A 23,320-nucleotide genomic window follows, 5' to 3' on the forward strand; every position below is an offset into this window, starting at 1 on the left:
TTGGGCTTTTATTATTTTATGGATTATCAAATTTATTTATAATTGCAATTTGATTTAGCCTGTATTCAATATTTAATTTATTAAAAATAAAATATGTCAAACAAGATACAGTTATTCCAATGAATGCCCCAAATACTACATCACTAGGATAATGAACTACTAAATAAACTCTTGAAAAACCTATTAATACAGCAATCAATACTGCTATAAAACTATATTTTTTATTAAAATAAAGAAAAATAGGAAAAAGAACAGCAAATGATGCAGTAGTATGAGAAGAAGGACAAGAAAAAGAGGTTTCAATATGCTTTCCAACAGCAATCCAATATTCTTGATAAATTGGCTCTGTAAAAGGTCTTTCTCTTGCTATTAATGGTTTTAATATAATAGCTCCTATAAGTACAGATATAAATAAACTTACAGCCATATTAATACCACAAACTCTAGTTCTTTTTATAAATATTAATATGATTGTAAATATCATCAAAGGAATTGATTCTCCTAAATATGTTATTGATGAAAAAAACATATCTAGTATATTGTAATTATTATGTAAACTATGAGCAAACTCTATTATACTTTTATCAAATATATTTATTATGTCCATTTATAATTCCTATAGTTAATTTTTTAATAAAACAATTATATTGTAAATATGTAATAATTTTTTTTAGTAATGATATATATAAAAAAATAGGAAAGGAGTAATAATTCCCCTTCCCTATTCTAATATCATATAATTATTAAAAAAATAATTATTTTAATTCAGGCCAATATTTTTTATTAGCTTCAATAAGCTCATCTAATATTTTCTTAGCAACTTCAACACTAGGAACAGTTCTTGACATAGTGATAGCCTGCCACATTTTCAAATATGAACCTTCTATCCAAGCATCAACAACCAATTTTTCTACTGCCACCTGCTGCTCCATTAATCCTTTATTGAATCTAGGAATTTCACCCATTACCAAAGGTTCAGGACCATTGCAGCCTACTATACAAGGTATTTCAACCATAGCTGTAGGATCAAAGTTTATTATAGAACCATTATTAGGAACTATTAATAACATTCTTTCTCCTGTATTATTACTTATAGCACAAGCTAAATCTACTATATAAGTAGCATGTCCTCCTACTTCAAAAGTAGAATCTTTAGCAGTACCAGCTTCTGTTATTCTTCTGCATTCTCCGAATACTCTTTTTTCTCTGCCGTCTCTAACCATATCAGTTCTAGTATAATTAATATCAGAATGGCTTACAACATAATCAGGGAATAAATAGTATTTGAAATAAGTATTAGGCATAAAGTTTGGAGAAACTGCAAAAACATCTCTTGCTTTCTCATAAGTAGAATGCCAATCAGCATCCATATGTCCTTCAACACTAGGATGCAAATATCCATGTTTAGAGATATGTTCTCTTAATATAGGCATTAAATCTCTTCCTGTACTTTTTTCTATTATGCTAGTCCACCAACCGAAATGGTTTAATCCGAAATATCTTACCTGCATTTCTTTTCTTGATTTCAAGCCGCATATAACAGCCATAAAATCTTCTATACCAACAGGCATATCGCAGATATTCAAAACTTTAGAATTAGGTTTTAATCTTCTGCAAGCTTCAGCAACTATAGCAGCAGGGTTTGAATAGTTAAGCATCCAAGCATTAGGAGAATATTTTTCCATATAATCTATAAGCTCTAAAACTCCTCCTATAGAACGCATACCATAGGCCATACCGCCGGCTCCGCAAGTTTCCTGTCCTACGCATCCGTATTTAAGCGGGATTTTTTCATCTAAAGAACGCATTTCATATTTACCAACTCTTATATGAGCCATAACAAAATCTACTCCAGTGAAAGCCTCTTTAGGATCTGTTGTGAAAGAAAATTTAACATGAGGAGCTCTCTCTTTCATAATGATAGCACAAGCATTTCCAACTATAGCCTGTCTTTCTGCATCATTATCATATAATTTCAATTCTGACAAAGGAAATCTTCCTTCTTCACTTAAAAGCATTAAAATAATTTCCGGCGTAAAAGTACTTCCGCCTCCGGCTATAACAACTGAATGTTTTTTCATTTTATTACTCCTTAAAAAATTTATTAAAATTAGTATTATTATTCGCTAGTTTTCAAAAGTTCTTCAAATTTAGCTTTTACTTGAGGAACTGATAAGCCTACTATTATCTGTATAGCATTTCCTTTTTTAACAAGCCCATGAGCACCAGCAGCCTTGAACTCATCAGCATCTTTTACTAGATTAACATCTTTAACAGTTACTCTCAATCTAGTAGCACAATTAGTAACATGCTCTATATTGGTTCTTCCGCCTAAAGCCTCTAAATAAATTGCAGCCTGCTCTTCAAAACTTGATTTTTTAGCTTCTCTTTCTTTATAATCTTTTTTAGTATATAGCTTAGTCTTACTTTCACCTCTTCCCGGAGTAGGAATATTAAATTTCAATATTAAAAATCTAAATACAAAAAACCATATAGCTGTGAATATAAGTCCTATAACAATATGTGCTACAACCATAGATGAATGATTTTTCATAGCAAAGATCCAGTTTTGTGTTATAAAACCTATTAATCCTGCCCCATAGTTTCCTACTACTCCGCCAACTACATACAATACTGCAGCTAAGCTGGCAGCCAAAATAGAATGCACCAAGAATAAGAAAGGAGATATAAACAAGAATGTAAACTCTAAAGGCTCAGTAATACCAACAAGTATTGATGTTAATGTTACAGGTATAAGTAAAGCAGCCATCTTCTCACGATTCTCTTTATCAGCACAGAAATAAATAGCTAAAGCAAGTCCGGGAGCACCGAATACTTTAGAGTTTCCATGCAAAGCGAATCCGCCTTCTGGAAATAATTGTTTAAGAGGCTCAAGCATATTTGAAAATTCAGAAACATGGCTTATCCAATATGGTTCTATACCTTCAGGTACAACCGCAGGTCCGTAAATGAAAGGCCCGTAAATGAAATGATGAAGTCCTGTAGGTATTAATATTCTTTCTAAGAAAGTATATATAAATACTCCGACACCGCCTGCATTTGCCAAGAAATTCTGCATTGAAGCTATTAAAGACTGTATTTTAGGCCATATCAAGCAAGTTAAGAATGCCAAAACTAATACAACAAAGAAACCTATAATATGTACAAAAGATGTTCCTTGAAATACCCCCAAATAATCAGGAAGTTTTGTTTCATAAAATCTATTATGAATAATAGTAATAACTACTCCTATAAATATTGCACCTATGATGCTTGTATCTAAAGTTTTGATACCTGCTATCAAAGTTAAACCGCTTACGCCGCCTGCTTCCTGAGTGAAATCAACTCCAAACTGAGGACCCCAAAAATTAAGTATAGCAGCTATAAAATAATTATATGATAAGTAACATATCAAAGTTGCTAATATTGCTCTTTCAGGTGCCATTTTTGAAAGACCTATTGGAATACCCAAACAGAAAAATAAAGGCATATTTCTGAATATAGTCCATGCACCTTCTTCTATTATAAATATTAATTTGTAGAATACACCATCAGGATTAGCTAGATTTCCTACTATAGACTGATCCTTAAAAATAATGGTTAATCCTACAACCAAACCGGAAAAAGAAAAAAGTAATACCGGTACAAACATAGCCGCCCCAAACTTTTGGAAACTAGCCCTTAAATCAATATTCGCAAACATTTTATATCCCCCTATGCAAATTTTTATATCATAATTTAGAGTTTTTATAAATCTCTAAAATATTTTGCATCATCATTTTCAAACGCAAACGAAATAAAAAATAAATTATTTTAAATAATACAAATATGGTTTCTGAGAATCTATCATTTTATCAACCATCTCTTCAATATTTTTACATACATTAACAACAGGGTTAGCAAGTATAGCCTGTATGGCATACTCTTTTTTATGATGTATAGCAGCCTCAGCAGTTAAATCGTATACGCTTACATAATTTCTTAAAAGTGATAAATAACCTTTAGGAACATTATTTAATTTTAGGCCTTTAACTCCGTCTTTGCTTATTTCAGCAGGTACTTCAACGGCTATCCAATTAGGCAAATCTTCTATTAATCCGTCATTCAAAATATTCACAGCTTCTTCTACATAACTTTCATTTGTAACTATGCCGTTTATTATACTTGAAACTCTTTCTTTTACTCTTAATTCTATTTTAGGCTCTGCTTTAGAAAGTACAGTTCTATATAATTCATAAAAATCTAATATTCCTCTATGATCAACCACATCCCAAGCCCAAGCTATATACTCTCCGAAATGGCTGTCTACTGTTATAGGTAATAATTTATATTTTTCTAATATTACTTTCAAAAGTCTTCTATCAGCCCATATAAACTCACCTTTCAATTTCTCTTCTATAGAGTGATCAAAACTTTCTGTTTTTGAAAATGCATTATTTTCTTTAGCATATTTTAATAAATCACTATACCCTACTTCATGTTCAAAATAGCCATGAGCATTTTTTAATACATCAGGATATAAATCTTTTCCTGTTTTTTTATCTTTAATTTCTAATAAGCAGCTGAAATGATTAAGTCCTCCTGCTTTTATATCTAATGACTCATAATTCATTCTTAAAATTTTTGGAAGCCATTTATGAAGCCAGCCTATCTCATGGCACATACCTATAAATTTAGCATTAGGATAAACTCTTTTCACAGCTGTACATATAGCAGTCATAGGATTCGAAAAATTGAATATATAAGCATTAGGACATATATCCATAGCATCTTTTACTATATCCAAAATAGGCGGAATAATTCTTAAAGAGTGAAATACTCCTCCAGGTCCTCCGTTTTCTCCATAAACCTGATGAATGCCATACTGCATAGGTATTTTCCAATCTTCATCCCATAATTGAAATCTATCTCCTACCTCTATGGAACTTATAATAAAATCAGCATTCTTAAAAGCCTCTTTCCTATCTGTAGCAGCATCAACAGTAAAATTTAACTTATTTAATTCTATAAACTCTTTAACATAATCATATACTTTTTTTAAAGCAGTAGGATTAATATCCAATAATGTAACATGAGAACCCTCTAAAGATTTAGTAGAGAAAATATCTCCAAGCATATCACATCCGAATTGTGCACTTCCTGCACCAACCAAAACAAATTTAATCATTTCCATCTCCTTCTTTTTTATTTATAAAATTGAATACCAATCAAATAAATAATATCAACATATAACTATTATACACAAATAATATATAATGTCAATAAAATGATACTAAAAAATCATTTTTTTATAAATAAAAAATCATTTTTTAGTTGAAATCGTCTATTTTTTCTATAAAATACTATATTATTAAATATTAATTGCTATTTTTCTTAATATTTATTATATTTTTAATATCATTATTATGATATTATATATTTCAAGAAAACATAATATAAAAAATAATACAGGATTAATTTAATGGTACAGAAAGAGAAAGTTGAGCATATTGCTAAAATTTTGAATATTGCTGAAACAACTGTAAAAAGATTTTTTTATTGTCCGGAAAAGCTTCATAGTGATACTTTTAGAGCAATAATGTCTGTTTTGGCACAATACTATCCAGAGGATTTAAGAACAATAGTAAAATCTGATTACAGAGATATACTATTCATATTAAGCGACCATAATCTAATGATAGTTTCTGATATAATTAAATATCTGCAGAAAATAACTTTAAAATATAATATTTCGATAAGACTATATGAAAACAGCCAAAATATACCTTTAAATATATTAATTAATAAAAACAAAAAAAAATGGAATGATATAAGGGGTATAATAAGTTTATCCACTGAAACTGAAGAAATTACAAATGACTTTTTAATACCAACAGTATTTATAAATATGCCGCAGCAGGAATACGGATTAAATATAGATGTTAATGATTATCTAGGAGGAAAACTAGCTATAGAACATTTATACGAAAATAATTGGAAAAAACCTGCTTTTGTTGGGCATTATGAATTAAACGGTGATATAGTGGAAAGATATGAAGGTGTAAAAACAGCATGCGATAATCTAAACATAGAATGCAAACTATTTACTACATACAATTTTTCTATGGAAGAATCATACAATATAACAAAGAAAATTTTGCAAGATAAAACAATAGATTCTATTTTTTACTTTTGCGATCAAATGGCTATAGGCGGAATAAAGGCTATAAATGAATACGGATATGAAATGGGAAAAGATATAGGAATAATCGGATTTGATAATTTAGAAATATCCGAATTTTTAGGATTAAGCTCTATGGATCAGAAATTATATGAAAAGATTTTATACTCTATAGAATATATTTTATTTGGAAATGGGAAATCTTTTACAGAGAAATCTCCTATAATAAGCTATACTCCTGAGGTAGTAGCTAGAAAAAGCTCTTTAAGAATATAAAATATATTAAAATAAATCTTTAATTATATCAGGATACTTAATATCATTAATTTTTGATATTCCTGCTTCATTATCAAATTCAGTTATATGTACTTTGATAGGCTCTATTTGAGTTGATATATATTTTATAACATTAGCTGACACAAATACATCTTTTTTAACATTAATAATGATAAATGGTATTTTAAATCCTCTAGTATGAAATAATTCCACCTGCTCTAAAGATGAATGTATAACATTATAATCATATTCTATAACAGGTATTATATGAATTTTATTTTCTTTTTCTATATCAAGTATCAAATCCATAAAATTATAATTTTCTTTTATAGGTAAATATAAAGATAATGATTCAAATACCATATAATCGTAAATATTATTATTTTCATCTATAAGATCTGTAATATCTCTTTCATCTATTTTTGTATTAATACTATGAAGAGGAGAAATATTTCCATTGGTAGCATACGATACAAATATTTCTGAAGCTTTTAGATATGTTGTATTTTTTATATATTCAGGATCAAATAATTTATTATCCCGTATTTCCATCACAAAAGGTTTATAATAGCATACAGTTTTATTGAGCATCTTTAAAGATGATACTATATGAGAAGAAATATAAGTCTTACCGACATGACTTTTATCAGATATAATACAAAACAGCTTCATCTATACTACCTTTAAAATTAAATATACTGAACATCTAATTTTACTTTATATTTAACTTTTTCTCCGGCTTTTAAGGATATATTTTTGCAGCATACTATAGTAGAATTTTGATAATTCATTTCAAGTTTATCAACTGCATCTGATATAGTAAAATTAGGCATATATAAAAATACTGTTTCTTCTTCTGCTTCCATTAAAACCTTTATTTTTATATATGATTCATCAGCCATACCAAAAACTGTGCCTTTATATTCTCCGCAGTCTGATAAATTATTAGAAATTTTTTCATTGCCTCCTATATAATATCTGTCTGCTTCATGTCCTGCAAGCAATGTGATATTATTTTCCAAAGCATATACAAATTCTATATGTTCATTAGATTTATTTTCTATAATAGATTCAACAGAAAATTTTCCGTCATTGTTTATAATATATCTTTTTATTAAATGTACATCTTTACCATTAACTTTTGAAGTTTTTTCAAAAGATACTGTAGCATAGTCTTTATTAATAAGATTTTCCAAAACATCATAATGAAGATTATAAAAATCCGCATTCTCTTCATATTTTAACAATTGGAATTCTTCAGCAGAAGGCATTTTACTTAAGAAATGATCAACTCCGAATACTTTTTCATTTTTATCAAATACCAAATACTTAGCAATTTTCTCATCAACTTTTTTTGCTATTTCATGTATAGATACATGCTCATTATTATTTTGATTATTATTAGAATTTCTCACAGCAGCTATATGATAAGCCTCTTCTCTTCTTTTAAGACAATCTATTAAATTGATAGGATTTCCTTTTTTTAAATCCCATTCTATTAAAGATCCGCTTAAAGTATGGAAAACTAATCCGGCATTTTCACATGAAATCATAATCTCTTCTCTGCCGTCCATATCAAAATCTAAATTATGACTCAAAAAATATTTCCTTCCATAAATTTTTTCTAAAGATATAGAAGTAGCCTTAATTAAATTAGCATAAGTAGCATGTCTTAAATTATTTAAATAAAGTCCTCCAAATGTACCATGCCAATAAGGACAATTGCATTGACCTTTTAATAAATAACTTAAAGCCTCCTCTTTTTCTTTATAATTAGATTCTGTAATTTCTCCTATCATATTTGAAGTAAATATCATTCTTTTATTCATTCTATTACTTTCAGAATACTTACTAAAATAATTTCTCCAGAAACCGCCCCTCATAAATCTGCTTATAATCTCATTACCTTCAGCTTTTTTTAATTCTTCCTGTTTTAAATGAAACTCATCTTGTACTTTGGCAGGAAGAACCCAAGTAAGCATCTCCTCATAAGAACCTGTAGGTATATAAATTCTTGATGTAGGTGCATGACGCTCCATATATTCACTGTATGTAGTGGTGATTATTGTATCTTTTTCTTTTGTAAGAGCATCAAAAAACTTTTCAAGCCATTTATCTTCATATACCCATTTCTGAGTACCAGGCCAATCTCCGTATTTTTCTCCGTCATCATGAAGAACTACAACTCTGTCTCCTTCTTCTGTAGCTATTGACTTTAAATACTCAATAGACTTTTCAACATCTCTGAATGGTATTAAATAACGAAGTTCCTGTGATATTGGAAATATATTTAATTTATAATTCTCATTATCAGTTATAAAGTAGCCAAACATATTTTTAGTATCTATGCCTGTAGTTAAAAACTGAGAATCATCAAGCATTATATATTTTATTCCATTCATAGCTAAATTTTTAACTAATGTAGGCTCCCAAACTCTCTCAGCAATCCAAGCACCTTTTGGAGTAATACTAAAATTATCTTCTATATATTTATTTAATTTTTTTATTTGTATATCTTTATCTTTATCAGGTATTGAAGGCATTATAGGTTCATAAAAACCGCCGCTTTGAATTTCTATTCTTTTTTCTTCTGCAAGTTTTTTCAAAGCTTTAATATGCTCCGGATGATTCTTTTCAATCCATTCTAACAAACAGCCTGTATAATGAAAATTAAATTTTATATCTTTATATTTTTCTAATATATCTAAAAAAGGCTTATAAGCATTTTTATATGTATTCTCAAATACAAAGTCAAAATTTCCTACCGGCTGATGATTATGGTTGCCCAATATTAAATTAATAGTTTTCATGATAATGCCCTGCTTAATTGAAATTTATTACTTATAATTTCGTAATAATAGAAAAATTAATTAACATAATTCTATAATAAATATGGCTTTTTGTAAAGTATTTGTTTATATATAGTATTACTTTGAGCAGTATTGACTTTTTTCTTTTTTTATTTATCATATTAGATTATCAAAAAAACGCATTTTTAAAAAATTACATTTTTTGATAAAATTTTGATTTAAGGACTTTTTTAATTATGTGCGGAATAGTAGGATATATAGGCTACAATAACAAAGCATCAGATATACTAATGCATGGACTCACTTCTTTAGAATATAGAGGATATGATTCTGCTGGTATATCTATAGTTGATTCTAAAAATAATATTATCACATTCAAATCCGAAGGAAAACTTGAAAATTTAAAAAACATTTTAAAAAACCAAAAAAATATAGAGTCAAATATAGGTATAGGTCATACAAGATGGGCTACGCATGGAGCTCCTTCAGATATTAATGCACATCCGCATTTCACAGAAAGGCTCACATTGGTACATAATGGGATTATAGAAAACTATAAAGATATAAAAAATGATTTGATAAAAAAAGGATATAAATTTTTATCAGAAACAGATACTGAAGCTGCTGCCAATTTAATAGATTCATTATACGAAGGAGATCCTTTAAATGCTATAAAAAAGGCTTTAGATATCATAGAAGGCTCTTATGCATTCGCTATAATTTTTAAAGATGATGTAAATAAATTATATGCTGTTAGAAAATCTGCTCCTTTAATAGCGGCTTTAGGTGAAAATGAAAATTTTTTAGCTTCAGATATACCTGCAATATTAAAATATACTAATAAATATATTTTGATAGATGATGGGGATATAGCTGTTTTAGAAAAAAATAAAATAACTATATATGATAAGAACTTAAAAGAAAAAGATTATGAAATACTTGAGGCAAATTGGACTGTAGAACAGGCTGAAAAATGCGGATATGAACATTTTATGCTTAAAGAAATTAATGAACAGCCTAAAGCTCTTCTTGATACAATAGAACCTAGAATAGTGCATGGTATTCCCGATTTTAAGAGAGACGGAATTGAAGATGAAAGTTTTTGGACATTCTTTGACAGGGTCTATATAATAGGCTGCGGTACAGCAATGCATGCTGCCATGATAGGAAAAAGACTTATAGAAGATAATTGCCGAATACCTGTAGAATGTGAAATAGCCTCTGAGTTTAGATATAAAAATCCTATACTTACAGAAAAAACTCTCTCAATATTCATATCGCAATCCGGAGAAACTGCTGATACTTTAGCTGCTTTAAATTTAGTTAAAGAAAAAGGATATAAAACTTTAGCTATAGTGAATGTTCATAGTTCCTCTATAGCTAGAAATGCTGATTATGTTATATATACTTATGCAGGACCTGAAATATCTGTGGCTTCTACAAAAGCATATTCTGTACAGATGGCTATAATGTATTTGATAACTTTTAAAATAATATCAGCAAGAAGAATTAAAGATAATGATTATATAAAAACTCTTATAAAAAATTTACTTAACACTATTGATTCTGTGAATAAAGTTCTTACTATGAATGATGAAATAAAATCATTATGCTATGCCTATAAAGAGGCTAACAGCATATTCTTTATAGGCAGGGATTTAGATTATTATCAGGTAATGGAAGGAGCTTTAAAAATGAAAGAGATTAGCTATATTCATTGCGAGGCTTATGCAGGAGGCGAACTTAAACATGGTGCTATATCGCTTATAACTGATAATACTCCTGTAATAGCGTTGGCAATACAGGAAAAAATTCTTAGTAAAATGATAAGCAATACAAAAGAAGTAATATCAAGAGGTGCTAATGTTTTGCTTTTTGTTAAAGAAGGTATTGATATAGATAAAGATACTTACACAAAAATAGTATATCTTCCTAAAGTTGAGGATATGTTTATGCCTATAGTTTCCATTGTAGCATTACAGCTATTAGCTTATTATACATCTGTGATAAGAGGCTGCAATGTTGACAAACCTAGAAATTTGGCAAAAAGTGTTACAGTTGAATAAGATAAAATAAAATATTTTATTTTATAGACTTGTTTAAAAACTCAATTTATAAATTTTTAATTTAATATTTTTAAATTATAGCTGGGTCTTCACAGTCGTGCCTACGGAAAAACCCCACCTCTTTTATGATGCGAAGCATGACTTTGATGGAGAAGCAGCCGTGAAAGACTGCATATAATAATTAATACTTAATCTTATAAAGTAGTTTTAAAACAAGTCTAATATTTACTTAATCTTATTCATATATTTTATCAAAATAGAGATTTTTATTTCTTTAAATAAATTATAATTGTATTTTTTTGTTAATTGCTTTATTATTAACATAATTATTAGAGTATTAAAACTATTATTTTATTATAAGGAAAATATTTTGAGAACTATAAGACTTGATATAGAAACCAGAGAAAAAAGTTTTTTATCTCCTGCTGCATCTTTTTCAGCTGACAGCAAAGGAACAGTATACCCTAGAGAAAAAGACGATATAAGAACTATTTATATGCAAGACAGAGACAGAATAGTACATAGCGAATATTTCAGACGCCTTAAAGATAAAGCACAGGTAATAATGCTTTCAGTTGGAGATTTCAGAACCAGACTCACTCATACTCTTGAAGTTATGCAGATAGCAAGAAGCATAGCGAGAGCTTTAAGACTCAATGAAGATTTAGCAGAGGCTATTGCATTCGGTCATGATCTGGGGCATTCACCATTCGGACATGCAGGAGAAAAAGCTATATCAAAATATTTTAAAGGTTTTCATCATTCTTCGCATTCTTTAAGAGTAGTAGAACATTTAGAAAAAGGAAAAGGGCTTAATTTAAGTTTTGAAGTACGAGATGGTATTATAAAGCATACTAAAGGAAAAAACGGAAAATTACTCACAGACTCATCAGGTCCTTCAACTAATGAAGGTATGATAGTGAGGATATCAGACACTATAGCTTATGCCAATCATGATGTTGATGATGCTATAAGATACGGACTTCTTAAACATGAAGATTTACCTAAAGATATAGTTAAAGTTCTTGGCACTACTTATGGTGAGAGAGCTGACACTATGATTATGGGGGTTATAGAAGCTAGTATGGAAAAAATGGAAATTGATATTGATGAAAAAGTTTTAAAGGCTATTAATGATTTAAGAGCTTTTATGTTCAAAACTGTATATGAAAGCAAATCAATACTTGAAGATGTGGAAAGAGTAAATAGAATAATATCAACAATATTTGAATATTTATTAAAGCATAAAGATATGATAGAAGAAGATACTTTATTCAAAAAAGCAGATATTCCTTATAACAGTGATGAAGAATTAGTAAAAGATTATGTTGCTCATCTTACAGATTCTGAGGCAATATCTTTGCATAAAAAAATTACTTATGGAAAATTTAATTATATATAAGCCTAAAAATAAAGAAGAATTAAAAAAATTAACTGATGATGAGAATATAAATCTATACAATGTTGATACAAGTCTTATAAAAGATATGACAGCTTTAGCTGGTATATTTATATGCGTAGGCGAGCATAGCAATAATAAAGCGAGCCGGAGCAGATGACAGCTTTAGCTGGCATCTTTTATATGCGTAAGCAAGCATAGCAATAATAAAGCAAGCCGGAGCAGATGATAGCTTTAGCTGGTATATTTTATATGCAAAGGCAAGCATAGCAATAATAAAGCGAGCCGGAGCAGATGACAGCTTTAGCTGGCATCTTTTATATGCGTAGGCGAGCATAGCAATAATAAAAAAAAATATTCAATAAATCTATTGTGTAAAAATGCAATTAATTATAATATTGTCAAGTTGAAAATAAAAATAAAGTTGGTTATAATAATATATGATGAATAATATTGATATGAATGATAAGCCTAGAGAAGAATGCGGGGTTTTTGGTATTTATTCCAAAGAAATAAAAAAAGATATATTAAAAACTTTAAATTATGCCCTATATGCACTTCAGCATAGAGGTCAGGAAAGTTCCGGAATAACAATATCCAATTATAAACATTTATTTACCTATAAGTCTATGGGGCTTGTATCAGATTTATTTTCTAGTAATATACCTAAAGATACAGAGGGAAATATTGCTATAGGGCATGTAAGATATTCTACTACCGGAGCTAGTAAAATAGAAAATGCTCAGCCTCTTGAAAATCTTTTCAGATTAGGTCAGATTTCAATCGCACATAATGGAAACTTAACTAATGCAGAAGAATTGAGATACAAACTAGAAGAGGAAGGAGCAACATTTAATGCTACTTCTGATACCGAGGTCATTATTAAACTTATAGCTAGAAAAACTGTAAATAATTTTATAGAAGGTATAAAAGAAACTATAAATATTATAAAAGGAGCTTTTGCTCTTGTTATAGTTGTTGATGGAAAACTTATTGGAATAAGAGATCCGCATGGAATAAGACCATTATGTTTAGGTACTAATGCTAATGGAGATTATTTTTTAGCTTCTGAATCTTGTGCTTTGGATGCGGTAGGTTCTGAATTTATCAGAGATATAGAAGCTGGAGAAATGGTTATAATAGACGAAGAGGGTGTAAAATCTTTCAAATATATTAAAGAGGAAGTTAAACATTATCCTTGTGCTTTTGAACATATATACTTCGCCCGTCCTGAAAGCAATATAGACGGCATCAATGTTTATAATGTAAGATTTCAAACAGGCGTATTGCTTGCTAAAAAAAACAAGGTAGATGCTGATATAGTTATAGGCGTACAGGACTCAGGAACTATAGCGGCATTAGGATTTGCTACAGAGAGTAAAATTCCATATAGTATAGGTTTAGTAAAAAATAGATATATAGGAAGAACATTTATTATGCCTGAACAATCTTCAAGAGAAGAAACTGTTAAATTAAAATTTAATCCTTTAAAACACTTAATAGATGGAAAAAGAGTTATATTAATAGATGATTCTCTAGTAAGAGGAACAACAAGTAAAATATTGATAGATATTGTAAGAAGAGCCGGTGCTAAAGAGGTGCATTTCAGATCTGCCTCACCTGTTATAAATAGCCCTTGTTATTACGGAGTAGATATATCTTCTAAAAAAGAACTTATAGGGGCTAAACTATCTGTAGAAGAAATCAGAAAGGAAATTAATGCTGATACTTTAGAATATCTCACTATAGAAGATATGCTTGAAGCTTTAGAAAATCACAATTACTGCATAGGCTGTTTCACAGGAAAATATCCTACTGAAATACCAAATAAGCCTTCAGCTGATAAAACTTGCTGATATAATAAAAATATTTATCTAGTAATTGACTTTTTTATTAATAACTTTATTATATAATTATCAAAAGATATAATAAAGCTGAGGTTAGAAATTATTATGAAAGAAGTTTCTTATAAAATTTGTATGAATGAAGAAGAGTTAGTAAATGCTCTTATGTCAGATGATGATGTTATTTATATAGAACATAAACTTGGAAATAAAGTTTCTAACATAAAAAATACGGGTAAAATTGCATGGGGTGTTCTTATAGGAGGTGTTCTAGTTGCTGTTACTGCTATAGTATCATCAAAAAAATTCGGCAAAGATAAAGCATTAATAGCTTCCTCAGTAGCAACTATCCCTTCTGCAGGTGTAGCAATTATATATATAGGGCTTCCATCTACTATATCGTTAATACAAATACTCATTCAGGCGTATAAAAAAAATGATGGGATTAATGGAGCTAAAGATATAATATTAAAATTAAGAAACAATTATTATATAGCTGAAAATGATAGAGAAAAACTAACCTTGAAAAAGACAGCTGATGAAAAAGTAAAAGAAGTAAAAATAACAGAAATAAAAGAACCAGAACAAAAATAAAATTTAATTAATAAACATAAAAAAGACTTTACATAATATAATATCAAGCAAAGTCTTTTATTTTTTTAACACTATACTATAAATTATAGGTTATTAAGTCTATTTAAAACTTCTATATAAGCCTCTTCAATAGAACCTAAATCTCTTCTGAATCTGTCTTTATCTAATTTTTTACCTGTTTCTTTATCCCAGAATCTGCAAGTATCAGGAGTAATTTCATCAGCTAAAAGTATTTCTCCTTTTGAATTTTTACCGAATTCAACTTTGAAATCAACCAAAGTAATTCCTATTTTATCCAAAGCATCTTTTAGCAGATTATTAACTTTTGCAGTTACTTCATAAATATATTTTAATTCATCATAAGTAGCTAGTTTTAAAGCAACAGCATGATGATCATTAATTAGAGGATCACCATATTCGTCATTTTTATAGCAAATTTCAAATATAGTGTTAGGAGGAACCGTACCTTCTTCTATACCAAGTCTTTTAGCCATAGATCCTGCAATTAAATTTCTGACAATTACTTCTAATGGGAATATTTTTACTTTTTGACAAAGCTGCTCTCTGTCATTTAATTTTTCTATAAAGTGAGTTTTTACTCCGTTCTTTTCAAGCATTTTAAAAAGCAATGAAGTAATCTCATTATTCATAACACCTTTATCTTTTATAGAGCCTTTTTTTTCTCCATTAAAAGCAGTAGCATCATCTTTATAATACACAATTATTTCATCTGGATTATCAGTAGAATAAACCTTTTTTGCTTTTCCTTCATAGAGCATTTCTTTTTTTTCTTTAGACATATCTAAACTCCTGTATAAGTAAAAACTTTTTTGTATTCCGTATATTATATACTTTTTTGAGAATTTTTCTATATAGTAATGTTGTAAAATTATAAAAATAATTATATATCAAATTCTATAGGCTTCTCATTATCAGAAATAAAATCTTCTTTCATTTTTTTTCTGTATTCTATTAATCTATTTCTAATATCGTTATATTTTAAAGCAAGCATCTCAACAGCAAGCATTCCAGCATTATAAGAATTATTAATACCAACAGTAGCAACAGTTATAGGTTTAGGCATTTGAACTATAGACAAAAGAGCGTCCATTCCGTCAAGATTGCTTGCACTAATAGGAACTCCTATTACAGGAAGAATTGTTTTTGATGCTATAACACCAGGTAAATGTGCAGCAAGTCCAGCACCTGCTATAATTACTTCATATCCATTTTCTTCAATATGTTTAATAGTCTTTTCAAGATGTTCCGGTACTCTATGAGCAGAAAGAACAAAGGCTTTGTATTCAACTGCGAATTCTTTTAAGCAAGAAGCAGCTCCTTTCATTTTATCAGTATCAGATCTGCTTCCAAATATTATAGCTACTTTCATGTTTTTCTCCTAATAAAAAATATATTATAAATTTAATTAATTCTAATATAATAAATCAATTAATACAATAATGATAATATCTATTTTATTAAAAAAATTCCGATATTCTATAAAAATTAGAATATAGGTTTTAGTCATGCTTAAAAATATATCAATTAAAAATTTTAGAGGATTTGATAAACTAAAAATAAATAATTTAAATAAAATTAATCTATTAGTTGGTCAAAATAATTGCGGAAAAACAAGCATACTTGAAGCCATAGCTATAATATCAGGTATGCCTGACTGTTCAATAGCTTATCATATAAATTCTATAAGAAGAATAAATGAAAATTCCGAATTAAAAAATTTGTTTTATAATTTTGATTATAAAAATAACAACATAGAATTTGATTATCAATTTGATAATGTAAATCATAATTTAATTATATCTCCTATATTAAGAAAAGATATTTTATTTGAAAATAAAACTGATGAGCTTAACGAATTAGAATATAAACTTAATATAGAATTAGAAAATAAAATAGAAGAATATAAATATATTTTTAGAAATGGCAGTATTAGAAAAACAATAAAAAAAATTGGTACAAAAGAATACATTAATAATATATCAGAATTATATTTGTATAATGTTGTAGAATGCCGTGATTTATTGGATTCTCTTGCAAATATTATCAAAAACAAAGATGAAGAATTATTAATAAATTTGCTATCATTTTTCAATAAAAAGATAAAATCTATAAAAATAATAAAAAATGATATATATTTGGATATAGAAGAAATGAATGAATTAATACTTTTAAATCTTATGGGAGATGGGCTAAAAAAATATTTGTCAATTATAATTCCTATGGTAGTAAATCAATATAATATGATATTAATTGATGAAATAGAAAACGGTTTGCATTATAAAAGTATTAAGCATTTATTAAGAAGTATATTAAGCCTAATTAGAAGTAACAGCAGTATGCAAATATTTTTTACGACTCATAGTTATGAAGTATTGAAATTTTTATCTGAAATATCAGATAAAGAATTTAATGATATGAAAGATATGATAAATATTATTAATATAGTTAATACAGAAAATAAAGGTTTTCAATCCTATAATTATAATATTGATGGAGTGAAAGAATTATTGGAAAATGATTCAGATATAAGGTATTAATTTATGGATAATAATAAAAAATATATAATACTTGTTGAAGGTATAGCTGATAAAAAATTTATAAAAGATTATATTAAATTTCAATACCAAATAGATACTGATATAAATGATAATATTATTGTAGAAGAAAATGGCGGAAAAAGTTTTAATGATTATAATATTAACAATATAAAAAAATATATTGATAATAATTATAAATTAGCAGTAATATTTGATGCTGATAATAATTTTGAAGAATCGAAAAATAATATAAAAACAAATTTGGATATAGATGATAATAACATATTTTTATTTCCAAATAATAATTCTTTAGGCACTTTAGAAGATCTATTAAGCAATATCGCTGTTATAAAAGATATTATTAATTGCTTTGATAAATACACAAATTGTATAACTTCAATACCTGAAACTGTAATTCCAGCTAAAAAAGCAAAAATATATGCATATTTAGAATCAATAAAATCATATGATAAAAAAACAATAAAAGAAGATAAAAGAGATTATACTAATAATGATTTCTGGAATTTAAATGATAAATATTTAAATCCTTTAAAAGAGTTTTTTGACAGTATATAATAATACTTTTATTTTTTTATAATATGATCTATAGTTTTAGTATCTTTGCTTCCGCATTTAGGGCATTTGGGTTTGTTTAAAATTGAAAATATAGTATTTCCTAAAATAGGCTTTTTAGATTTAGTAAAAATTTTACCGCATGAATTACATATATACATAAAAGGTGGATTAAAAGGAAGCATCATAAACTCCTAAATTAATTTTAATATAATAGTATTATAGTATATATGCATGACAGTTTTTGACATTATATTAAAAAAATTTAAAAATTGTATTGTTCTTTAATTAAAAAAAATAATTATATTTAATAAAAAATCATAATATTGATTCTATAAATTGTTTTGCTACTCTCGGACTTCTTCCTGCACTTCTTATAGCATAACTTTCAGCCTGCTTTATAAGTTCTTCTTTGTCCATTTTTATATTATTTTCTTTGGCATAAGATAGCACTATATCTACAAATAAATCTTTGTCTGGTCTTTGAAAAGTTATTATTATACCAAAACGGTTAGTTAAACTCATTATCTGCTGAATAGTATCTTCTATATGTATATCATCACCCTGTCTGTCATTAAAATTCTCTTTTATTAAGTGTCTGTAATTTGAAGTAGCATAAACAACAACATTTGATGGGAAAGAGTTAACTCCGCCTTCAAGTATTGCTTTTAAATATGAAAAAGTATCATCATTAGAAGAGAAAGTTAAATCATCTATAAATATTATAAATTTCAGAGGGCTTAAACTTAAATCTTCTATTATATCAGTTATGAATGATAATTGACTTTTCTTAACCTCTATAAGTCTTAATCCTTCATCTTTGAACATATTAGCTATTGCTTTTATAGTGCTGCTTTTTCCGGTTCCAGCATCACCGTAAAGAAGTATATTATTAGCCTTTTTACCCTCAAGAAGACTTTTAGTATTTGATATAACCTTACTTCTCTCCCTTTCATAACCGTATAATTGTTTAATATCCTGCATATCCTTATGCTTTGCCGGTATAATATTTTTTTTATCATCAAGAGTAAACATATTATTATAAAAAAATATTCCATGACCTTTTTTAGGCATTTCTTCTATATGATTTTTATATAATTCATAAAAATTTATTTTCTTGCATTCCAACTTTGATATTTGATTGGAATATTCATCTGAAAATAATGTATTAAAATCAAGTGAAGATAAAACTTCAAAGAAATTTAATTCATTTTTTAGTGCATTTTTTAATGTATCGTTTATATATTCATTTTTTATATATTTATTTATATATATATTATTATCCTGAAATATTTGTTCTAATATATAATCGCCTATTGTATCGCTATATTTTAAAAGTTCATATAAAAAGTCTGAATAATAATCTATTACTTTTATTTTGTCATTATCATTATAAATTTCCAAAAATTTTAATAATTTTTTTATAACTTTAGTTTTTATAATATTTCTGAATATTACTATATTAGAGAAACCGATTCTGATTTGTGTTATTTTATTATCCATTTATAATTATTCCGTAATTATTTTTTATAGTGATATATTTTAAGTTTATTATTAATAATATTCAAGCACTTTTTATGTAATTTTTTTTTAAATTTTATGTATAAAATGTAATTTTTTTGTTATATTTAATATGTAATGTATAATTTATATAGGAAAAACACTTAATTTTTTTAAATAAATAGTTGAGTAATTCCGAAATCATTATAAAAAATAAAAACTTTACTGGAGATATTTCACTATGAAGATAAGGACTCGATTTATTATATTTTGCGTATATACTTTTGTTATGACTATATTTTTAATATATCTTCAGATTAGGATAGTTAGAAGTGTAACAGAATACAGCCGTATTTATCAGCATACTATAAAATCATCTGCTATAGCAAGGCAGTATCAGCAAAACTCAGCATTTTTAACTCAGTTTGTAAGAAGTTATGTAGCTACAGGAGATGCCAAATATGAACAGGCATATAATGACTGTATAGCAATATCAGGCGGTACAAAACCAACACCAATAAACTATGACAGAGGTATCTATTGGTCAATTTATTTAGGCAGCGGTCAAAAACCTTCTTATGATGGAGAAACTAAATCATATTCAAATGTAATGAAAGATTTGAATTTCTCTAAAGAAATGTTTGATTATTTAACTTTATCAAAAAGCCGTTCAGAAGATCTTGTAAAATTAGAAGTTCAGGCTATGGAAATAATAAAAAGTATTCCTAGAAATCCGGATGGAAGTATACCTGATGAATATAAAGCAAGACAGTTAGAAGCTATAGAGCTTGTGAATGGTAAATCTTATGAACAAAGTGTTTCACAAATAATGACTCCTATTAATCAGTTTTTTGATAAACTTGATTCTGATAATAATTTAAGTTTGCAAAATGCTGCAAAAGAAGTTAAAAAAGATACTATATTATTTTTCATATTTTTATTTATAGTAGGATTTTCTGTTGTAATTTTCTTGGCTTCTTTAGGAAGAAAAATAGGAAAGAATTTGAGATTATGTGTTCATTTGGCTTCAGAAATATCTAATGGTAATTTAACTGTAAAAATAGATCCGAGCAAATACAGAGGTCATGGCGAATTTGATTCACTCCTAAGCAGTTTTGATAACATGATATCTCATTTAAGAGAAATTATCACAAGAGTTTTAGAAAGCTCAAGAGAGATTTCAGAGGCAGCTACAGAGATAGCTCATGGTAATACAGATTTATCAAGCCGAACAGAAACTCAGGCTTCGCATTTGGAAGAGACAGCTTCATCTATGGAACAAATTGCCTCTACAATAAAATCATCTGCCGATAATTCTTTAAGAGGTAATCAGATGATGCAGGATTCTGAAAAATCAGTTCAGGAAGCTGGGGATATAATAGAGGCTACTACTAATAATATAGAACTTGTGTTTGAAGCAAGTAATAAAATTACTGATATCACTAAAATAATAGAAAATATAGCTTTCCAAACTAATATATTGGCACTTAATGCTGCAGTAGAAGCTGCCCGTGCAGGTGAACAAGGTAAAGGATTTGCTGTAGTAGCGAGTGAGGTAAGAAACTTAGCTCAAACTAGTCAGTCTTCTGTTAAAGATATTACTTCTTTAATTGCTGACTCTAATGATAAGATTAGAATAGCTACTGAAACAGCTAGAAAATCAAAAGAAATATTTATGGATATAGAACAAAAAATTGAAGATACTTCTAAGATTATGCAGGATATTAGTGCTATGGCAGTAGAACAGCAGGCTGGAGTAGATCAGGTAAATATGGCAGTTTCACAAATGGATCAGTCAACTCAGCAAAATGCAGCTTTGGTAGAAGAGGCTACAGCTTCTTCTGAGGCATTAATGGGACAGGCACAGGAATTAGTTAACTTGATGAATTTCTTTAAAGTTTAATATTTATAAAATATATAATAAATAAACAATAACAGTATACTACACTGTTATTGTTTTTTTATTATATAGATATATAGAAAATTAATATTAGTTTATTAACATAAAACTTCAATATTTTAATAATAATTATATAGCATTTTAATCAATGATATTATATAATTATTATCATTATTTCATCAAATAAAAAAGAGTGGAGATATATCTATTATGACCTTTACAGACTTAATTATGACTTTAAATAAATTTTGGAGCGAAAACGGATGCATAATACAGCAGGGCTATGATTTAGAAGTAGGAGCAGGAACATTTAACCCAGCAACTGCATTAAGAGCATTAGGACCAGAACCTTTTAGTGTAGCCTATGTAGAACCGTCAAGAAGACCAACTGATGGAAGATACGGAGAAAATCCTAATAGACTTCAGCATTATTATCAATATCAAGTTATAATGAAACCATCTCCAGAAAATATTCAGGATTTATATATACAAAGCTTAGAAGCATTGGGTATAAGTTTTAAAGATCATGATATAAGATTCGTTCATGATGACTGGGAATCCCCTACCCTTGGTGCTTGGGGATTAGGCTGGGAAGTTTGGCTTGATGGTATGGAAATAACTCAATTTACATATTTCCAAGCTGTAGGAGGAATAAATTTAAAGCCTATTACAGGTGAAATTACTTACGGACTTGAAAGAATATGTATGTATTTGCAAAATATAGATAATGTTTATGACTTAGAATGGGGACATGGCATAAAATACGGAGATGTACATTTACAGGGAGAAAAAGAATTCTCTAAATATAATTTTGAAGTTGCTGATACTGATATGTATTTCAGACATTTCAAAGAATATGAAAATGAATGTGATAGATGCTTGGCTAATGGCTGCGTGCTTCCTGCTTATGACATGGTAATGAAAAGTTCACATGTATTCAATATGCTGGATGCTAGAAATGCTATAAGTGTAACTGAAAGGGCTGGATACATAGCAAGAGTAAGAGAGCTTATGAAAAAAGTTTCCGCTGCTTATATAGAATCAAGAGAAAAATTAGGTTATCCATTAATAAAAAATAAATAAATTTACTTTTATAGTTATTAATTATTAAAGCTGTCATTTTATATAATGGCAGCTTTTTTTATATGAAAATCATTAATTTTTTCATAATGATGTTGACTTTATTTTTTAATTATATATACTATCTATTAGTAATTAATACTATTAAGAAAATAAATAAAAAAGGAGACTAATATTATGCCTAGTTTTGCAAATCCGTTTAATGCAAATGTGAATAGAAAAGTAACTAAAGAAGAATTAATACAAGCAGTAAGACTTGATATTGCCGGAGAATTGGAAGCTATATATTTGTATGATGCTCATGTTATGGCTACAGATGACCCTGTTGCAAAGGCAGTATTAGCCGACATAAGAGATGAAGAAAAAGCACATGTAGGAGAGCTTATGGCTTTGCTTAGACATTTAGATCCTAAAGAAGCAGAACATTTTGAATCCGGTCAATTAGAGGTTAAAGAGATGATGGAAGAGCTTGGAATAAAAGAGCCTAATTTATCCGGGCTTACAGTTGGAAGTTTGAAAAAAGACTGATAAAGCAATAATAAAACATAAAGGAGGATATA

21 protein-coding genes are annotated in these 23,320 nt (G+C 27.9%); 11 read left to right on the forward strand and 10 right to left on the reverse strand.

The window, feature by feature from the left end; all coding sequences use genetic code 11:
* Positions 1 to 16: 16 nt before the first annotated feature.
* The 4 genes from BFL38_RS06540 to BFL38_RS06555 all read right to left on the reverse strand — a co-directional run bounded on the left by BFL38_RS06540 (position 17) and on the right by BFL38_RS06555 (position 5,167).
* Positions 17 to 607, reverse strand: coding sequence for a phosphatase PAP2 family protein (locus BFL38_RS06540; RefSeq protein ID WP_069726299.1), 591 nt, complete (start codon positions 605 to 607; stop codon positions 17 to 19).
* Between the two features lie 148 nt (positions 608 to 755).
* Complete coding sequence (locus BFL38_RS06545) at positions 756 to 2,081, reverse strand: 6-phospho-alpha-glucosidase (RefSeq protein WP_069726300.1); 1,326 nt, start codon at positions 2,079 to 2,081, stop codon at positions 756 to 758.
* 38 nt (positions 2,082 to 2,119) lie between these two features.
* The gene (locus BFL38_RS06550; RefSeq protein WP_069726301.1) at positions 2,120 to 3,703 is read right to left on the reverse strand and encodes an alpha-glucoside-specific PTS transporter subunit IIBC; all 1,584 of its coding nucleotides are present in this window, start codon (positions 3,701 to 3,703) and stop codon (positions 2,120 to 2,122) included.
* Positions 3,704 to 3,808: 105 nt separating this feature from the next.
* On the reverse strand, positions 3,809 to 5,167 hold the full coding sequence (locus BFL38_RS06555; RefSeq protein ID WP_069726302.1) for a family 4 glycosyl hydrolase: 1,359 nt from the start codon (positions 5,165 to 5,167) through the stop codon (positions 3,809 to 3,811).
* Between the two features lie 294 nt (positions 5,168 to 5,461).
* On the opposite strand from BFL38_RS06555, the gene BFL38_RS06560 reads away from it, so the two are divergent.
* Positions 5,462 to 6,436 (forward strand): substrate-binding domain-containing protein, encoded by a 975-nt coding sequence (locus tag BFL38_RS06560; protein ID WP_069726303.1) that lies wholly within the window; start codon positions 5,462 to 5,464, stop codon positions 6,434 to 6,436.
* A gap of 6 nt (positions 6,437 to 6,442) precedes the next feature.
* Here BFL38_RS06560 and BFL38_RS06565 read toward each other — a convergent pair whose 3' ends face one another.
* Entirely contained in the window at positions 6,443 to 7,108 is a 666-nt protein-coding gene (locus tag BFL38_RS06565) for an AAA family ATPase (protein WP_069726304.1), read from the reverse strand.
* A 17-nt stretch (positions 7,109 to 7,125) separates the two neighbouring features.
* Positions 7,126 to 9,246, reverse strand: coding sequence for an alpha-amylase/4-alpha-glucanotransferase domain-containing protein (locus BFL38_RS06570; RefSeq protein ID WP_069726305.1), 2,121 nt, complete (start codon positions 9,244 to 9,246; stop codon positions 7,126 to 7,128).
* Positions 9,247 to 9,482: 236 nt separating this feature from the next.
* Between BFL38_RS06570 and glmS the strand changes: the two genes are divergently transcribed.
* From glmS to BFL38_RS06595, 5 genes are all read left to right on the forward strand, one after another.
* On the forward strand, positions 9,483 to 11,312 hold the full coding sequence (gene glmS, locus BFL38_RS06575) for a glutamine--fructose-6-phosphate transaminase (isomerizing) (protein WP_069726306.1): 1,830 nt from the start codon (positions 9,483 to 9,485) through the stop codon (positions 11,310 to 11,312).
* Between the two features lie 370 nt (positions 11,313 to 11,682).
* Complete coding sequence (locus BFL38_RS06580; RefSeq protein WP_069726307.1) at positions 11,683 to 12,714, forward strand: deoxyguanosinetriphosphate triphosphohydrolase; 1,032 nt, start codon at positions 11,683 to 11,685, stop codon at positions 12,712 to 12,714.
* Positions 12,692 to 12,871, forward strand: coding sequence for a hypothetical protein (locus BFL38_RS06585; protein WP_069726308.1), 180 nt, complete (start codon positions 12,692 to 12,694; stop codon positions 12,869 to 12,871). Before BFL38_RS06580 ends, BFL38_RS06585 begins: the two co-directional genes overlap by 23 nt.
* Positions 12,872 to 13,154: 283 nt before the next feature.
* Positions 13,155 to 14,567: an amidophosphoribosyltransferase gene (gene purF, locus BFL38_RS06590; protein WP_069726499.1), complete on the forward strand. Its 1,413-nt coding sequence runs from the start codon at positions 13,155 to 13,157 to the stop codon at positions 14,565 to 14,567.
* Between the two features lie 96 nt (positions 14,568 to 14,663).
* Positions 14,664 to 15,149: a hypothetical protein gene (locus tag BFL38_RS06595; protein WP_069726309.1), complete on the forward strand. Its 486-nt coding sequence runs from the start codon at positions 14,664 to 14,666 to the stop codon at positions 15,147 to 15,149.
* Between the two features lie 83 nt (positions 15,150 to 15,232).
* Here the strand turns inward: BFL38_RS06595 and purC are convergent, their stop codons facing one another.
* Both purC and purE read right to left on the reverse strand, forming a co-directional pair.
* Positions 15,233 to 15,949, reverse strand: a complete 717-nt coding sequence (gene purC, locus BFL38_RS06600; protein ID WP_069726310.1) for a phosphoribosylaminoimidazolesuccinocarboxamide synthase — start codon at positions 15,947 to 15,949, stop codon at positions 15,233 to 15,235.
* Positions 15,950 to 16,050: 101 nt separating this feature from the next.
* Positions 16,051 to 16,539 carry a 5-(carboxyamino)imidazole ribonucleotide mutase gene (gene purE, locus BFL38_RS06605; protein ID WP_069726311.1) on the reverse strand — a complete coding sequence of 163 codons (489 nt, stop codon included), beginning with the start codon at positions 16,537 to 16,539 and terminating at the stop codon, positions 16,051 to 16,053.
* Positions 16,540 to 16,675: 136 nt separating this feature from the next.
* Between purE and BFL38_RS06610 the strand changes: the two genes are divergently transcribed.
* Together BFL38_RS06610 and BFL38_RS06615 are read left to right on the forward strand one after the other, a co-directional pair.
* Complete coding sequence (locus tag BFL38_RS06610; protein ID WP_069726312.1) at positions 16,676 to 17,707, forward strand: AAA family ATPase; 1,032 nt, start codon at positions 16,676 to 16,678, stop codon at positions 17,705 to 17,707.
* A 3-nt stretch (positions 17,708 to 17,710) separates the two neighbouring features.
* On the forward strand, positions 17,711 to 18,283 hold the full coding sequence (locus tag BFL38_RS06615; protein ID WP_069726313.1) for a DUF3226 domain-containing protein: 573 nt from the start codon (positions 17,711 to 17,713) through the stop codon (positions 18,281 to 18,283).
* Positions 18,284 to 18,291: 8 nt separating this feature from the next.
* Here the strand turns inward: BFL38_RS06615 and BFL38_RS14905 are convergent, their stop codons facing one another.
* Both BFL38_RS14905 and BFL38_RS06620 read right to left on the reverse strand, forming a co-directional pair.
* Positions 18,292 to 18,468, reverse strand: a complete 177-nt coding sequence (locus BFL38_RS14905) for an FmdB family zinc ribbon protein (RefSeq protein ID WP_256097214.1) — start codon at positions 18,466 to 18,468, stop codon at positions 18,292 to 18,294.
* A gap of 130 nt (positions 18,469 to 18,598) precedes the next feature.
* Positions 18,599 to 19,783 (reverse strand): ATP-binding protein, encoded by a 1,185-nt coding sequence (locus tag BFL38_RS06620; RefSeq protein ID WP_069726314.1) that lies wholly within the window; start codon positions 19,781 to 19,783, stop codon positions 18,599 to 18,601.
* A gap of 238 nt (positions 19,784 to 20,021) precedes the next feature.
* On the opposite strand from BFL38_RS06620, the gene BFL38_RS06625 reads away from it, so the two are divergent.
* The 3 genes from BFL38_RS06625 to BFL38_RS06635 all read left to right on the forward strand — a co-directional run bounded on the left by BFL38_RS06625 (position 20,022) and on the right by BFL38_RS06635 (position 23,288).
* The gene (locus tag BFL38_RS06625) at positions 20,022 to 21,683 is read left to right on the forward strand and encodes a methyl-accepting chemotaxis protein (RefSeq protein ID WP_069726315.1); all 1,662 of its coding nucleotides are present in this window, start codon (positions 20,022 to 20,024) and stop codon (positions 21,681 to 21,683) included.
* Positions 21,684 to 21,890: 207 nt separating this feature from the next.
* Positions 21,891 to 22,763, forward strand: a complete 873-nt coding sequence (locus BFL38_RS06630; RefSeq protein ID WP_008723067.1) for a glycine--tRNA ligase subunit alpha — start codon at positions 21,891 to 21,893, stop codon at positions 22,761 to 22,763.
* A 174-nt stretch (positions 22,764 to 22,937) separates the two neighbouring features.
* Positions 22,938 to 23,288 (forward strand): demethoxyubiquinone hydroxylase family protein, encoded by a 351-nt coding sequence (locus BFL38_RS06635; protein WP_020064030.1) that lies wholly within the window; start codon positions 22,938 to 22,940, stop codon positions 23,286 to 23,288.
* Positions 23,289 to 23,320 lie beyond the last annotated feature (32 nt).

Origin of the sequence: Brachyspira hampsonii (genome assembly GCF_001746205.1) — a bacterium.
Lineage (GTDB): Bacteria > Spirochaetota > Brachyspiria > Brachyspirales > Brachyspiraceae > Brachyspira > Brachyspira hampsonii_B.